Raw genomic sequence first — 13,571 nt, 5'->3', positions numbered from 1 at the left:
TCAGCGTGTCGACGTTGGACCGTTATCTCGCGTAAGGCACCCTGTGTCGTGGGTCACACGATCTGAACCACCCGGGGATCCTCCTTGAATCGTCCGAACGGGCTATGTCGGAAACTGTGACGCACGCCGCACACTTGGCGCAGAATACGAAACAGCCCGAGCCGCTCCCCCGCCGCTTGCCCAGTGCGGGGAGCCACCCAAGAGATATCGGAGGCACGCCGATGTGCCCGCACGACCCGGCCTGTCCGGCTGCTGAGGCTCCCGACCGCGAGGCGGCACGTACCCTCGCCTCCCACCCCGAGCAGGGATGGAGCCTTCTGTGCAACGGTGTGGTCCTGTTCGAGGACACCGGGGAGCTGCTGCCCAGCGGTGACGCGATCGCCCCGCACCGGCCCCATCCGCTGGTCGGCGCAGCCTGAGCCCTCAGTAACGCCCCGCGAGCCAGTCGGCGACCACCTCGCCGACCTTCGCGGGGTCCTTCTTGAGATCGTGCCCCTCGCCCCGCAGCACAACCAGGCGTGCGGCGTCAGCGGCGTCGGGCACGCCGAAGGGATCCCTGTCCCCGTTCACCACCAGCACGTCCACCCCCGCGGCCCGCAGCTCGTCGGCCCGTGACTTGTCGGGCCTGCCCGGCGGATGCAGCGGGAAGGCCAGCGCCACCACCGCGTCGGCGCCCACCGCCCCAGCGGTACGGCAGGCCACCCTGGCCCCGTTGCTCCGCCCTCCCTGGACGATCGGGAGCCCCGGATGGCGCGCGACCAGCTCCCGCAGCACCGCGATCCACGCCTCGTCCTGCCGCGCCGGCGAGCCCGGAGCCCTGGCCCCCGCCCTCCTGAACGGCTGCGTCACCCTGGCCACCGTGGCGCCCATCCCGAGCGCCGCCTCGCGCACGGCCAGCAGATCGGGCGCCTCCACCCCGCCGGCCGAGCCATGGGTGAGCACCAGCAGCAGCCTCGGTCGCTCGGCCTCGTCGACCTCGGCCAGCGCCGCCCCCCGCGGCGTCATGATCTCCATCCGTCCACGGTAGCGGGGCCGCTACCTGCCGCACCCGCCGCCTCGCGGCCCGCGCCTCGGGACCGACCCTCGGATCTCCCTTCCCGCACCCCGGGAAAACCCGGATACGGGGGAAGGCCGGTCTCGTCCCGAGGAAGGATGGCGACAGACCCCAGTACGTGGGACATTGGCGGCATGTCTGACATCCACGACGATCTGCAGGCAACCCTCGAGACCCGCAAGCACCTGGGACCCGACTACGAGGCCGCACTCGTCGAGTCGTTCGTGGCAAGGCTGGACGCCACCATCGCCGAACGCGTCAAAGCCGAGGTGGATGCCCAGCGGCCGGCCAAGGCCAAGAAGAAGGGCAAGAGCGACGACATCGGCAGCGGGGCGATGGTGCCGATCACCGTCGGCTCACTGGTCCTGGCGATCCCCCTGTCGGCGATCGCGGGAAGCCAGGCGGGCCTCATCGGCCTGGCCATGGTGTGGGTCAGCATCGTCATCATCAACATCGCCGCGGCCGGCGCGGTCATGCGCCGGAGCTGAGCTCGTCCCTGTCGAGGCGGAGCCTGACCTGCTCGACCAGCTCCTCGTCGGCGTGCGAGAGGCCGTAGGCCCAGACCCTCTCGGCGTCGTCGGCCCTGCCCCTCAGCGGCAGCGTACGGGCCAGCAGCTCGATGGCCAGCGAGGTGGACTCTGCCTCCGCGCCCTCGCCCCTGGCGGCGTCCTCGACCACCCCCGCGAACTCCGCGCACGCCAGCTCCAGATGCGCGATGCCCAGCAGTACCCGCAGCCGCCCCGCCTGGGCGCCCTGGGCCAGCGGCAGCGTCTCGACGAGCACCGCGGCCGCCTCCCCCGGCTCGCCGCGATCCAGCAGCAGCTCGGCCAGCTCCTGCGCCGCCGTGCAGCTCAGCTCCGGGTCGCCGACCGAGATCGCCGCCCGCAGCTCCCGCTCGGCCTCCTCCTCGCCGTCGGCGAGGCGGGCCAGCGCCAGGTGCGCCAGCGGCAGGTAGGCGGCCGTGCCCACGCCCAGGACGGCCTGCCAGGCCCCTCGGGCCTGCTCGTCCTGGCCGTCGCGCTCGAAGCCTCTGGCCAGGTGGCAGGCGGCCTGCGCGGCGTACTCGGGATGGCCGGTGGCCAGCGCCGTACGCGCCGCCGACCTGGCGCCCTCGAGATCGCCTCGCTCCTCCAGGACCACGGCGAGACCCACGGCCGCCTGCGCCCTGTCGCGTCCCTCGGGGTCGGCGGCCAGCTGGGCGAAGATCTCGGCCGCGGCCTCGAGATCGCCGCTCTCGGCGAGACGACGGGCCTGTTCGAGCGGGCCGGTGTGCAGCTCGGTGTCGAGTTCGGGGGACGTCAAGAAGGCTCCTTCGACGGCGATCAACGCCGAGCCTAACGATTTCGCGCCGCCGCGTCGCCTGACATGACCATCCTGAGTGCGGCTGTTGGTCAGCGCCCGACCCTGCGAAGCCGAACGTGCGGCCTCCCGTAGGGGAAGCCGCACGTCCGAAGGGGGGTCAGTCCTCGTAGGCCGACAGGGGCGGGCAGGAGCACACGAGGTTGCGGTCCCCGTAGGCCTGGTCGATCCGCCGCACCGGCGAGAAGTACTTGCCGTCCCTCAGGTCCTGCACGGGGTAGGCCGCCTCGGTCCTGGTGTAGGGGTGGGCCCACTCGTCGGCCACCAGCGACTCCGCGGTGTGCGGGGCGTTGCGCAGCGGGTTGTCGCTCTTGTCGTACGAGCCGTCGGCCACCTTGGCGATCTCGCCGCGGATGGCGACCATCGCCTCGACGAACCGGTCGAGCTCGGCCAGGTCCTCGCTCTCGGTCGGCTCGATCATGAGCGTCCCCGCCACGGGGAAGGACATGGTCGGCGCGTGGAAGCCGTAGTCGATGAGCCGCTTGGCGACGTCGTCGACGCTGACCCCCGTCTCCTTGGTGATCTGTCGCAGGTCGATGATGCACTCGTGGGCGACCAGGCCGCCGCGGCCGGTGTAGAGGACCGGGTAGTGCGGGGCCAGGCGGCGCGCGAGGTAGTTGGCCGACAGGATGGCCTGCTCGGTGGCGGCCTTGAGGCCCTCGCCTCCCATCATCCTGACGTAGGCCCAGGAGATCGGCAGGATGCCCGCCGAGCCGTACGGCGCCGCCGAGACGGGGCCCACGGGCGAGCCCTGCGCCAGCGGGTGACCGGGCAGGAAGGCCGCCAGGTGGCCGCGGACCGCCACGGGGCCCACGCCGGGGCCGCCGCCGCCGTGCGGGATGCAGAAGGTCTTGTGCAGGTTGAGATGAGAGACGTCGGCGCCGAACTCGCCCGGCTTGGCCAGGCCGACCAGCGCGTTGAGGTTGGCGCCGTCGACGTAGACCTGGCCGCCCGCCGCGTGGACCTTGGCGCAGACCTCGGTGATCGTCTCCTCGTACACGCCGTGCGTGGACGGGTAGGTCACCATGATCGCGGCGAGCTGCTCAGCGTGCTTGGCGATCTTGGCGTCGAGGTCGTCCATGTCGACGTTGCCGTTGTCGTCGCAGGCCACGACCACGACCCGCATGCCCGCCATGACCGCGCTGGCGGCGTTGGTGCCGTGCGCGGAGGAGGGGATGAGGCAGACGTCGCGGTGGGTGTCGCCGTTGGCCCTGTGGTAGGCGCGGATGGCCAGCAGCCCGGCGAACTCGCCCTGCGAGCCCGCGTTGGGCTGGATGGAGACGGCGTCGTAACCGGTCACCTCGGCCAGCCAGCCCTCGAGGGTCTCGACCAGCTCGACGTAGCCGCCCGCCTGCTCGAGCGGGGCGTAGGGGTGGATGCCCGCGAACTCGGGCCAGGTGATGGGCTCCATCTCGGTGGTGGCGTTGAGCTTCATCGTGCAGGAGCCGAGCGGGATCATCGACCTGTCGAGCGCGATGTCCTTGTCCTGGAGCCTGCGCAGGTAGCGCAGCATCGAGGTCTCGGAGTGGTGGGTGTGGAAGACCGGGTGGGTGAGGTAGTCGCTCTCGCGCGTCAGCGCCTCGGGCAGGCCGTCCTCGGGGGCCAGGTCGGTCAGCGACGCGCTCACGCCGAAGGCGGCGGCGACCTGCTCCAGGTGGGCCAGCGTGGTCTTCTCGTCGCAGGCGATCGAGACGTGGTCGGCGTCGGCCTGCCAGAGGTTGACGCCGCGCTCGGCGGCGGCGGCCACGACCTGGGCGGCCCTGCCGGGCACGCGGGCGAGCACGGTGTCGAAGAAGTCGTCGTGGACGACCTCGACCCGGCCGGCGCGCAGCGTCTGCGCGAGCGTGACGGCCGAGCGGTGGGTGCGCCTGGCGATGCGGCGCAACCCCTCGGGGCCGTGGTAGACGGCGTACATGCCCGCGATGACCGCGAGCAGCACCTGGGCGGTGCAGATGTTGCTGGTGGCCTTCTCGCGGCGGATGTGCTGCTCGCGGGTCTGCAGGGCCAGCCGGTAGGCGGGGTCGCCGTCGACGTCGACCGAGACGCCCACCAGGCGGCCGGGCATCTGCCGCTGCAGGCCCTCGCGGACCGACATGTAGGCGGCGTGCGGCCCGCCGAAGCCGAACGGCACGCCGAAGCGCTGCGAGGAGCCGATCGCGATGTCGGCGCCCAGCTCTCCAGGGGCGGTGACGAGGGTCAGCGACAGCAGGTCGGCGGCGGCGACCACCAGGGCTCCGCCGGCGTGCGCCCGCTCGGCCACGGCGCGGAAGTCGCGCAGGCGGCCCGACGCGCCAGGGTACTGCACCAGCACGCCGAAGCACTCGGGCAGCTCGCCCTCCAGGTCGCTCTCGACGAGCGAGATGCCCAGCGGCTCGGCGCGGGTGGCCAGCACCGCCTTGGTCTGCGGCAGGGCGTCGGCGTCGACGACGAAGACGTCACTCTTGGACCTGCCTGCCCTGCGCGCCAGCGTCATCGCCTCGGCGGCGGCGGTGGCCTCGTCCAGCAGGGAGGCGCCGGCCACGTCGAGGCCCGTCAGGTCGGAGACGACGGTCTGGAAGTTGAGCAGCGCCTCGAGGCGGCCCTGCGAGATCTCGGGCTGGTAGGGCGTGTAGGCGGTGTACCAGCCCGGGTTCTCCAGCAGGTTGCGGCGGATCACGGCGGGCGTGATCGTGTCGTAGTAGCCAAGGCCGATCATCGAGGTCAGCACCCGGTTGCGGTCCGCGAGCGCGCGCAGCTCACTGATCACCTCGGTCTCGCTCGCCGCAGCGGGCAACCTGAGCTGGTCCTTGGCCCTGATGGCCTCGGGCACCGCCACCGCCACCAGGTCGGCGACCGATTCGAAGCCGACCGCCTCCAGCATCCTGGCCTGCTCGGCGTCGGAGGGCCCGATGTGACGGGTCGCGAAAGGCGGCGCAGCGAGGTCGCTGAGGGGCTCGGTCATGGAACTGCCTCCCAAGGCTGGTGGAGAGCACGGGCGTATGCCGGATCTCCCCCTCTGTCATCAACCTGAGAGGTTCGCCCGCGTGGACGCGGACTTGCACCGTCGGTGAGACACGCCTGGCTGGCGCGCTGCTTTCCAGAGTTGCCTCACCCGAGCGGTACAGGGTGCCTGAGAGATTCCGGGGAGGTTTGCTCCTTCGGCGCCCCGGCTTTCCCGGGGACTCTCCCGCACGGGGTCGTCAGCATCTCCAGGCTACCAGCGATCGCACATCAGCCCAGTCTCCGGGCCCTCCTGCGCTGGGCCAGCTCGTCAGCGGGGTGGTCGGCCGGGACGTTGTCCTCGACCGCCGCCCGTTCCCCCGGCAGCTCCGCGAGCGATCCCTCGACCTCGCGCCAGACTCTGCCGAGCGCGATCCCGAACACTCCCTGACCGCCCTGCAACAGGTCGATGACCTCGTCGGGCGAGGTGCACTCGTAGACGCTCACTCCATCGCTCATCAGCGTGATCCTGCTCAGATCGCCGACGCCCCTGTCGCGCAGGTGCTGGACGGCGGTGCGGATCTGCTGGAGCGACACACCGGTGTCGAGGAGGCGTTTGACCACCTTGAGCACCAGGATGTCGCGGAAACTGTAGAGGCGTTGGGAGCCCGAGCCCTGCGCGGCTCTTATCGTGGGCTCCACCAGTCCGGTGCGGGCCCAATAGTCCAACTGCCTGTAGGTGATGCCGGCCGCCGCGCAGGCCGTGGGGCCGCGATAGCCGATGTCGCCAGGCAGAGTCGCGGGCTGCTCGTCGAAGAGCAGGCCCTGCTCCCCGGCACGCTGGCGCGCACTCTCGCGCCGCACCGGGTCTTCCTGGCCGGCCGTCTTTCCCTCGCCGCTGCTGACCGCCACGCGGACCTCCGGCTTTCTCTCATCCCGTGGTCTGATCTGGGGGTTCGTCAATAACAACCACAGGTTTCACTTGCACCGTAGGACCGTGACCATCCGCAGTCAACGATCCGGCTCGGCGCGTCGTGAAGCGTAAATGCAGTGAAATGCCGACCCCAGGTGTTGGCCAAGGGTTCGGGCGCTCACAAAGGGAGTCCTACCCAGCCCGCCCGAAGTCCTCGGGCGTGATGGTGTCAAGGAACTCCCTGAACTTCTCCACCTCATCCTCCTGGTCATCAGGGATGATCACCCCGGCCTCCTGGACGACCTCCTCGCTGGCGAAGATCCGCGCACCCGTGCGCAGCGCCAGGGCGATGGAGTCGGAAGGACGCGCCGAGACCTCCACGCCGTTGGAGAAGACCAGGTCGGCGAAGAAGATGCCGTCACGCAGAGCGACGATGTTGACCGCGCGCAGGCCGACCCCGAGCGCGCTCAGCACGTCGCGGAACAGGTCGTGCGTCAACGGCCTCGGCGGCGGCTCCTCCGCCTGCGCGAGCGCGATGGCCGTGGCTTCGGTCATACCAATCCAGATCGGGAGAAACCTCTCCCCTTGCGCCTCCTTGAGCAGAACGATCGGCTGATTTGTGGGCATTTCTACGCGAACGCCCACTACCTCCATCTGCAACACGGGCTGCTCCGAATTCACTGACCGGTGACCCCAGGGGGCTCCGCAATAGTTTGGCCGCTCTTCCGCAATTCAACGTAACACCCGGAGGGCGTGGAATGTCCCCTGCCCCATGGCATCGCCGACAACCTACCTCGCCTTCCTCGCCAGGTCAGCCCGCTCCACGGGATCGGGGGCCCCGTCCGGCACCCGGCCGAGGGAGGGGGCGGGGGCGAGCGGGCGAGCGCTGAGGTCCGGCCGCCAGGCGGCGCCCAGGCCTACCGGCTGGAAGTGCGGAGGTCAGCCGCCCAGGACGGAGCGGACCGAGCCGCGCAGCAGGGCCGCGTGCAGCTCGAGCAGCCGGCCCGAGAGCTCGCGCGCCACCTCGTCGGCCTCGCCGATGGCGCCGGGGGCGCGGCGCTTGAGAATGGGAGCCACGCTCTGCTCGACCAGGCCGGCCTCACGCTCGGCCGCGGCCTTGACCGCGCGCAGGTGCCTGGCGTGCAGGCCGTACTTGGCCAGGGCGCCGACGCTGCGCGCGATCTTCAGCGCGTCCTCGTCGTAGCGGCGCGCGACGGGCGCGAGCAGGCCGTAGTCCTCGAGCTCGGTGAGCGCCTCCTCGTCGAGGCCGCTGGCCTCGAGCAGCTCGGCACGGCTGAGCCGCACCTCCTTGACCTCCGGCACCACGCGCGGACGGCCGAGCTCCTCGGCCATCTTGTCCTTGATGACGCGCAGCGGCAGGTAGTGGTCGCGCTGCTCGGTGAGGATGAAGCGCAGCTGCTCGACGTGCATGTAGGTGAACTTGCGAAACCCCGAGGGGCTGCGTTCGGGCTCGATCAGCCCCTCACTCTCCAAGAAGCGGATCTTGGAGACGGTGACGTCGGGGAACTCGCCCTGCAGCAGGGCGAGCACCTCCCCGATGCTCATGTGCGAGCGCGCCGCCTGGGGACTCATGCGCCCCGCGTGAGGAAGACGAGGCGGAACTTGCCGATCTGCACCTCGTCGCCGCTGTGGAGGGGAACCTCCTCGATGCGCTCCCTGTTGACGTAGGTGCCGTTGAGGCTGCCGACGTCGCGGACGGTGAAGGCGCCGCCGGGATGGCGGTAGAACTCCACGTGCCGCCTGGAGACGGTGATGTCGTCGAGGAAGATGTCGCTCTCGGGATGGCGGCCCGTGGTGGTCAGGTCACGGTCGAGGCGGAAGCGGCTGCCCGCGTTGGGCCCCCTCGTGACGACGAGCAGCGCCGCGCCAGGGGGCAGTTGCTCGACCGCGGCCCGCTCGGCGAGGAGAGCGTCTGCCGTCTCCGCCTCATACGCCTCGATTCCCGCGACGGAGATCGTCGAGGTGGTGTCTCCGGCGACCTCATGTCTGGTCAGCGGCGACCCACACCGGGAGCAGAAACGGGCATCCTCGGGGTTGGCATGACCGCACTGCGTACAGTAGACGCTCGGCATCGATCGGCTCGGCCTCCTACCGCGAAGACGCGGCGACGGTTGATCAGGGCGCCCCTCGCCTCTTCGCTCGTTCACGTTTGCGAATGCCGCAACTTACGCTGATCAGTGGCAAAGGTCAAGGCGAGAGGCTGCACGACAGGTTCGGACGGTGACAAAGTTACCGCCGAGCCGCCCTCAAGGTCCATGCCGCCGCGCCATCTGAGTTGTCACGTTCCCGCCGCCCTCTCCACGATCCGCGCCCACCTGTCCAAAAAGGCCTGGGCGGTGTCGAAGTCGTGGGCCTCGGCCCACAGGTCGGTGGCGGGCTCCGAGGCAGCGGGCAGGATAAGCGCCCAGCGCCCGTCCTCGCCGACCACGCGCACGCCGTCGGTGGTGTCGAGGCGGAAGCCCTCCGCGGCCTCGATCACCGAGCGCATCACCGCCCCTTTGGTCGCCCACGGCGTCGGGACCGTCCGCTTGAGCAGCTTGGCCTCGGGGATCCTCGCGTCGATCTGGCTGAGCGTCAGCCGCGTGCGGGCCACGAGGCCGAGCAGGCGCAGGAAGACGGCCAGGCCGTCGACCGTGGGCCCGAACTCCGGCACGATGAAGCCGCCCCTGCCGTCGCCCGCGAAGATCATGTACGGCCTGGCGGCCGCGGTGGTGAGCGCGTCGAGGGAGGTGGAGGTCCACTCCACCTGGACCCCGTGGAAGCGGCAGACCTGTTCGGCGACCCTCGTGGTCGTGACGGGCAGCGCCACCCTGCCCCTTCGGCGCTCGGCGGCGACCAGGTCGAGCACCACCAGCAGCGCCCGCTCCTCGCTGATGAGCTGGCCCATCTCGTCGACCAGGGCGATGCGCTCGCCCACCGGGTCGAAGCGCACGCCGAAGGAGGCCCGTGAGGAGCCGACGAGCTCGGACAGGCGCTGCAGGTCGCGGCGGCGCTCGGCGAGCGTCTCGGTGGGCGAGGCGGAGTCGAGGCGGGCGTTGACGGTCAGCACCTCCACGCCGAGGCGGCCCAGCAGGGTGGGCAGGACCAGCGAGGAGGTGCCTCCCGCGCAGTCGACGACCACTTTCATGTCGTTGACGCCGGTCATGTCCACGTATCTCAGGAGTTCCTGGGCGTAGTCCTCGACCGCCCTCGCGGGGAAGCTCAGCTCGCCGATCTCGCCGGGGAAGGCCCTGCGGAACTCCTGACGGGAGAAGACGCGCTCCAGCTTGCGCTGGCTGGCCGGGGACAGGTCGGCGCCCCTGGAGTCCATGAAGACGATGTCGACGCTCTGCGGGTCCCCAGAGGTCGTGCGCAGGGCGATGCCGCCGCTGGCGGGCCTTCGGGAGGTGTGGAAGCGGGCCACCGGCAGCGGCATGGCCTCCAGGTCGAGCACGTCGATGGCGCCCGCCGTCAGCGCGCTGATGACCGCGCGCTTGAGCGCTCTGGCCGCGCGGGAGGAGTCGCGCGAGGTGATGACCCTGTCGCCCTTCTTCAGGGTGGTGGCGTAGGCGCTGGCCAGCCGTACGCACAGCTCTGGGGTGATCTCGACGTTGACCAGGCCGCTGACGCCGCGCGGGCCGAACAGGCTGCGCTGACCGCGCGACTCCCAGATGACGCTGGTGTTGACGACCGCGCCCGCCTCGACGGTCTTGAAGGGATAGACCTTGACGCCGCTGGAGACGTAGGCCTCGGCCTCGATGACGCACTCGTCGCCGACGACGGCGTTCTCCTCGATCCTGGCGCCGGTCATCAGGTCGGTGTTCTTGCCGATGACGCAGCCGCGCAGGTTCACCCCCGGGCCGATGTAGACGTTGTCGTGGACGACGGCGCGGTGCAGGAAGGCGCCCTCGCGCACCACGGCGTTGCTGCCGAGCACGGTGTACTCACGAAGCTCGGCGCCCGCCTCGATCTTGACGTAGTCGCCGATCAGCAGGGGGCCCTTGAGCACGGCGTCGGGGTCGACCGCCGCGCCCTCGCCGACCCAGATGCCCGGCGACATCTCGAAGCCGCCGATGTCGAGGTCGACGCGTCCGGACAGCGCGTCGGCCTGGGCCTTCATGTAGCTCTCGTGGGTGCCGACGTCCTCCCAGTAGCAGTCGGAGACGTAGCCGTAGATGGGCGCGCCGCGCTTGAGCAGGCGGGGGAAGACGTCGGAGGACCAGTCGACGGCCTCGCCGGCGGCGACCTCGTCGAGGACCTCGGGCTCCATCACGTAGATGCCGGTGTTGACGGTGTCGGAGAAGACCTGGCCCCAGGTGGGCTTCTCCAGGAAGCGCTGCACCCTGCCCTGGTCGTCCACGATGATGATGCCGAACTCGAGGGGGTTGGGGACGCGGGTCAGCCCGATCGTGACGAGGGCGGAATTCTCGCGGTGAAACCTGATCATGTCCGATAAGTCGATATCGGTCAGGGCATCACCGGAAATAACGAGAAAACGATCATCGCGGAGTTTGTCGGCCGCGTTCTTGACGCTGCCCGCCGTGCCGAGGGGGAGGTCTTCGGTGGCGTAGTGCAGGCGCATGCCCAGTTCGTCGCCGTCGCCGAAGTAACTGCGCACGAGCGCCGCAAGGAACTGGACGGTGACGACGGTCTCGGTCAACCCGTGGCGTTTCAGCAGGCGGAGGACGTGTTCCATGATCGGGCGGTTGACCACGGGGAGCAGGGGTTTGGGCTGGTTCGCGGTCATCGGCCGCAGCCGAGTCCCCTCCCCGCCTGCCATGACGACCGCCTTCACTCGATCACTCCTTCTTCGCAGCGGTTACGAGTTGGCGCACCTGTACCACATACAGCAGTCCTGCCCACCAGTACAGGCCCGTTCCCCAGATGGCGAACGCCCATCCGACAATCCTTGCAATATCGGCATACCAGGCTCCGGTGTGCGAGGCCAGGAAGAGGAGGGGGAAGGCGTACATCAGATTGGCCATGGCGGCCTTGCCGAGGAAATGCACGGGCAGTGCCTTGTAGCCGTACTTGCGGAGCACGGGGAAGAAACATCCGACGAAGATCTCTCGGCCCAGGATGATCGCGACCAGCCACCACGGGATGACCTCGCGCAGCAGCAGGCCGAGCAGGGTGGCGAAGACGTAGAGCTTGTCGGCGGCGGGGTCGATGAGACGGCCGAGCCTGCTGGTCTGGTTCCACGCGCGGGCGATCTTGCCGTCGAGCCAGTCGGTGAACCCCGCGACCATGAGCAGCGCGATGGCCCAGCCGTCCGCCTTGGGCCCCAGAACCAGCCAGAGGAACACGGGGACGCCGAGCAGGCGCAGGAAGCTCAGCAGGTTCGGAACCGTCCAGATTCGGTCCTCGGCGGAAGTTTCACTCACGCTGCCGACCCTACTGCGTCGCCCACCTGCGCACGCTGAGCCGCCCGCCCGCTGTTTTCCGCGCAACCCCCTGCCGCCCGCGGGCGGCAGGGGGTTGCGCGACACCCGGGTGATCGGGTTACGGTGGCGCCGACCAACGCGGGAGCCCGGTGCGGACCGGGCTGAGAGGACGGCTGACCAGCCGCCGACCGCCAGAACCTGCTCCGGGTAATGCCGGCGAAGGGAGTTTGCGCGATGAGTGGCGCGCGCTTTTCCAAGACCTACCAGGGCGAGCTCAGGGTCCCCATGCGGGAGATCGGACTGAGCGACGGCACCGTGTTCACCGTCTACGACACCTCGGGCCCCTACACCGACCCGGCCGTCGAGACCGACGTCACGCGCGGCCTGAGCCCCCTGCGCGAGCAGTGGATCCTCGATCGCGCCGACGTCGTCGGGTACGGCGGCCGCCAGGTCAAGCCGCTGGACGACGGCTACCGCGACCAGGCCTCGTGGAAGCGCGCCCAGGCCGTCCCCCGCCAGGGCGCGCGGCGCCAGCCGCTGAGGGCCGCGGGCGGGCCCGTCACCCAGCTCGCCTACGCCCGCAGGGGCGTCGTGACGAAGGAGATGGAGTTCGTCGCCGTGAGGGAGGGCGTCGAGGCCGAGTTCGTCCGCGCCGAGGTGGCCGCGGGCAGGGCGATCATCCCGGCCAACGTCAACCATCCCGAGAGCGAGCCGATGATCATCGGCCGTGACTTCCTCGTCAAGATCAACGCCAATATCGGCAACTCCGCCGTCACCTCCTCCCTCGAGGAGGAGGTGGAGAAGATGACCTGGGCCATCCGCTGGGGCGCCGACACCGTCATGGACCTCTCGACGGGCCGTGACATCCACACCACCCGCGAGTGGATCATCCGCAACTCCCCCGTGCCCATCGGCACCGTGCCGCTCTACCAGGCGCTGGAGAAGGTCGGCGGGGTCGCGCCCGACCTGTCGTGGGAGGTCTACCGCGACACCCTGATCGAGCAGTGCGAGCAGGGCGTCGACTACGTGACCGTCCACGCGGGCGTGCGTTTGTCCTATGTCCCCCTCACCGTCGGCCGCAAGACCGGCATCGTCTCGCGCGGCGGCTCGATCATGGCGGCGTGGTGCCTGGCCCACCACCGCGAGAACTTCCTGTACGAGAACTTCGAGGAGATGTGCGAGATCCTCGCCTCCTACGACGTCGCCTTCTCCCTCGGCGACGGCCTGCGCCCCGGCTCGATCGCCGACGCCAACGACGAGGCCCAGTTCGCCGAGCTGCGCACGCTGGGCGAGCTCACCGGGATCGCGCGCTCACGCGACGTCCAGGTCATGGTCGAGGGCCCTGGCCACGTGCCCATGCACAAGATCAAGGAGAACGTCGACCTGCAGCGCGAGCTCTGCGACGACGCCCCCTTCTACACTCTCGGCCCCCTCGTCACCGACATCGCGCCGGGCTACGACCACATCACCTCGGGGATCGGCGCGGCCATGATCGGCTGGTACGGCACCGCCATGCTCTGCTACGTCACGCCGAAGGAGCACCTGGGGCTGCCCGACAGGGAGGACGTCAAGACCGGCGTCATCACCTACAAGATCGCCGCGCACGCCGCCGACCTCGCCAAGGGGCACCCGAAGGCCCAGGAGTGGGACGACGCGCTGTCGGAGGCGCGCTTCGAGTTCAGGTGGGAGGACCAGTTCGAGCTGTCCCTCGACCCCGGCACCGCCCGCTCCTTCCACGACGAGACACTGCCCGCCGCGCCCGCGAAGACGGCGCACTTCTGCAGCATGTGCGGGCCGAAGTTCTGCTCGATGCGCATCTCGCACGACCTGAGGGCGGCGGAGGGCATGCGCGCCAAGTCGGAGGAGTTCGTGGCCGGGGGCGGCGAGGTCTACGTGCAGCTGACCGACAGGCCGTCGATGACCGAGCGCCGCTGACAGAGCA

At 70.1% G+C, this 13,571-nt stretch carries 12 protein-coding genes and 2 riboswitches; of the genes, 3 read left to right on the top strand and 9 right to left on the bottom strand.

Annotation, left to right across the window (positions count from 1 at the left end):
* The first annotated feature begins 221 nt into the window (after positions 1–221).
* Positions 222–419 (top strand): DUF5999 family protein, encoded by a 198-nt coding sequence (locus ABFX55_RS08825; RefSeq protein WP_183661366.1) that lies wholly within the window; start codon positions 222–224, stop codon positions 417–419.
* A 4-nt stretch (positions 420–423) separates the two neighbouring features.
* Here the strand turns inward: ABFX55_RS08825 and ABFX55_RS08820 are convergent, their stop codons facing one another.
* On the bottom strand, positions 424–1,014 hold the full coding sequence (locus ABFX55_RS08820) for an alpha/beta hydrolase family protein (protein WP_346119412.1): 591 nt from the start codon (positions 1,012–1,014) through the stop codon (positions 424–426).
* Positions 1,015–1,188: 174 nt separating this feature from the next.
* Here ABFX55_RS08820 and ABFX55_RS08815 point away from each other — a divergent pair, with 174 nt between their 5' ends.
* Positions 1,189–1,542, top strand: coding sequence for a hypothetical protein (locus tag ABFX55_RS08815; RefSeq protein ID WP_183661370.1), 354 nt, complete (start codon positions 1,189–1,191; stop codon positions 1,540–1,542).
* Here the strand turns inward: ABFX55_RS08815 and ABFX55_RS08810 are convergent.
* From ABFX55_RS08810 to clsA, 8 genes are all read right to left on the bottom strand, one after another.
* Positions 1,526–2,356 carry a hypothetical protein gene (locus ABFX55_RS08810; RefSeq protein ID WP_346119410.1) on the bottom strand — a complete coding sequence of 277 codons (831 nt, stop codon included), beginning with the start codon at positions 2,354–2,356 and terminating at the stop codon, positions 1,526–1,528. The genes ABFX55_RS08815 and ABFX55_RS08810 overlap by 17 nt on opposite strands.
* A 157-nt stretch (positions 2,357–2,513) precedes the next feature.
* Positions 2,514–5,354 carry an aminomethyl-transferring glycine dehydrogenase gene (gene gcvP / locus ABFX55_RS08805; protein WP_346119408.1) on the bottom strand — a complete coding sequence of 947 codons (2,841 nt, stop codon included), beginning with the start codon at positions 5,352–5,354 and terminating at the stop codon, positions 2,514–2,516.
* Positions 5,355–5,499: 145 nt separating this feature from the next.
* Positions 5,500–5,592, bottom strand: a riboswitch (glycine riboswitch).
* Between the two features lie 31 nt (positions 5,593–5,623).
* Positions 5,624–6,244 (bottom strand): MerR family transcriptional regulator, encoded by a 621-nt coding sequence (locus ABFX55_RS08800; RefSeq protein WP_183661376.1) that lies wholly within the window; start codon positions 6,242–6,244, stop codon positions 5,624–5,626.
* Positions 6,245–6,437: 193 nt separating this feature from the next.
* The gene (locus ABFX55_RS08795) at positions 6,438–6,908 is read right to left on the bottom strand and encodes a bifunctional nuclease family protein (protein WP_183661379.1); all 471 of its coding nucleotides are present in this window, start codon (positions 6,906–6,908) and stop codon (positions 6,438–6,440) included.
* A gap of 276 nt (positions 6,909–7,184) precedes the next feature.
* A complete protein-coding gene (gene ftsR, locus ABFX55_RS08790) occupies positions 7,185–7,838 on the bottom strand; it encodes a transcriptional regulator FtsR (RefSeq protein WP_346119406.1) in 654 nt (217 codons plus the stop codon).
* Positions 7,835–8,338, bottom strand: coding sequence for a double zinc ribbon and FHA domain-containing protein (locus ABFX55_RS08785; protein WP_183661383.1), 504 nt, complete (start codon positions 8,336–8,338; stop codon positions 7,835–7,837). Before ABFX55_RS08785 ends, ftsR begins: the two co-directional genes overlap by 4 nt.
* A gap of 206 nt (positions 8,339–8,544) precedes the next feature.
* Positions 8,545–11,040, bottom strand: a complete 2,496-nt coding sequence (locus ABFX55_RS08780) for a sugar phosphate nucleotidyltransferase (RefSeq protein ID WP_346119404.1) — start codon at positions 11,038–11,040, stop codon at positions 8,545–8,547.
* Positions 11,041–11,044: 4 nt separating this feature from the next.
* Entirely contained in the window at positions 11,045–11,629 is a 585-nt protein-coding gene (gene clsA, locus ABFX55_RS08775) for a cardiolipin synthase ClsA (RefSeq protein ID WP_346119402.1), read from the bottom strand.
* A gap of 128 nt (positions 11,630–11,757) precedes the next feature.
* Positions 11,758–11,871, top strand: a riboswitch (TPP riboswitch).
* Between clsA and thiC the strand changes: the two genes are divergently transcribed.
* Positions 11,864–13,564, top strand: coding sequence for a phosphomethylpyrimidine synthase ThiC (thiC, locus tag ABFX55_RS08770; RefSeq protein ID WP_346119400.1), 1,701 nt, complete (start codon positions 11,864–11,866; stop codon positions 13,562–13,564). It overlaps the preceding riboswitch by 8 nt.
* The last annotated feature ends 7 nt before the right edge of the window (positions 13,565–13,571 follow it).

This window comes from Nonomuraea roseola, assembly GCF_039535395.1.
GTDB classification, from domain to species: domain Bacteria; phylum Actinomycetota; class Actinomycetes; order Streptosporangiales; family Streptosporangiaceae; genus Nonomuraea; species Nonomuraea roseola.
This window is presented reverse-complemented; position numbering and strand designations above follow the sequence as displayed.